Raw genomic sequence first — 1,203 nt, forward strand, 5'->3', positions numbered from 1 at the left:
TTGCGTAGTAATCCGTCAGCCTGTCCACCTCCGGACGTTGCGGCATGGAGAGGATGAACGCGCCGAGCATTGCGCAGTTGACGATGTTCATCTTGAAGCGGTCCGCTTTTTCAAACTCCGGTAGCCTGCGGATGATCTGCCGGTATTGCGGCTTTGCCTTTTTCGTGATGGCTCTTGCGGTGGCTGCATCATAGCCCAGCACAGCGGTCAGCTGCTTTTGAAAGGAGCCTGAAAACAGCACCCACATTCCCATAGGCATCCCGGCGTATTTCATTGCAGATACCTCCCGGCTTCCGTTTCCAGTGCCTGCCATACCGGGTAGGCTGCGCCATGTTCATCGAAAAATTTCTTAAGATCCCGGTTCAGCGCACTCATTTCGTCGATGGCGTTCATGGCATGGTCGGAGGCGCAGAGTTTTCCCAGCGAGGTGGCGCACATCAGCTTGAAAAAGCGCAGGCAGGTCTTGCGGTATTTCTCCCCTTCAAAGTCTGCATCCTCCTTGGGCAGAATGGTGTGCCCGGCATCTCGGATGGCGCGGTATCCCTCGATGTTGGCATCCAGCACACGGTTCAGGTACGCGGTATCGCCCCTGAGCTTTTTCAGGTCGCCGTCTGTCTTATAGCAGGCGAAGGCCGCAGGCATCACAAACGCGGCATGGCAGAGCAGATAGTCCTCCATGTTCGGCTCGTAAACGACCTTATATTTTGTGCCGTGGAAGATGCGCCCGATCAGCTGTTTATTGGAGATTGCACCCGGCAGCTGTCCGATGGTGATCTTTTTCAGGTCGATGGAGACAACCCGGTCAACCTCCCGATGCCCCGCAGAAAGCGCAAAGGCAAACAGGACGTTCTTTTCCGGAAGTGCCGCCGCCAATGCTTTTGTCTGTACGTTGTTGCCCACAAAAACGATGTTCTTCGTCCGGTTCGCCCGCAGCGTGTCCAGAACGGAATCCAGCTGTGTATAGCGCAGGACCACAAAGATCACATCGTACATTGCATCCGGTGCAAGTTCAGTCACCACCGGAATGCGGCTGACCGAGGTGCGGAGCGAAAATTTGTCCTTGATCCGCAGGCCGTTCTGCTTGATCTCCGCAGCCCAGTTTCCCCGCGCAAGCAGAGTGACATCCTTTCCGGCGCGCAGCAGATTTCTTGCCAGATTGCACCCCAGAACGCCTGCACCATATACCAGAATTTTCATAGCTTG

The 1,203-nt window shown here is 55.4% G+C and carries 1 protein-coding gene and 1 pseudogene; both read right to left on the reverse strand.

The window, feature by feature from the left end:
- A pseudogene (locus J3350_RS13845) lies at window positions 1-274 on the reverse strand (hypothetical protein); the annotation flags it as partial.
- On the reverse strand, window positions 271-1,203 hold a 933-nt coding region (locus J3350_RS13850; protein ID WP_242700307.1), incomplete at its 5' end, for a ketopantoate reductase family protein. The gene J3350_RS13850 and the pseudogene J3350_RS13845, both read right to left, overlap by 4 nt.

The organism is Faecalibacterium sp. Marseille-Q3530 (genome assembly GCF_017377625.1).
Taxonomy (GTDB): domain Bacteria; phylum Bacillota; class Clostridia; order Oscillospirales; family Ruminococcaceae; genus Faecalibacterium; species Faecalibacterium prausnitzii_E.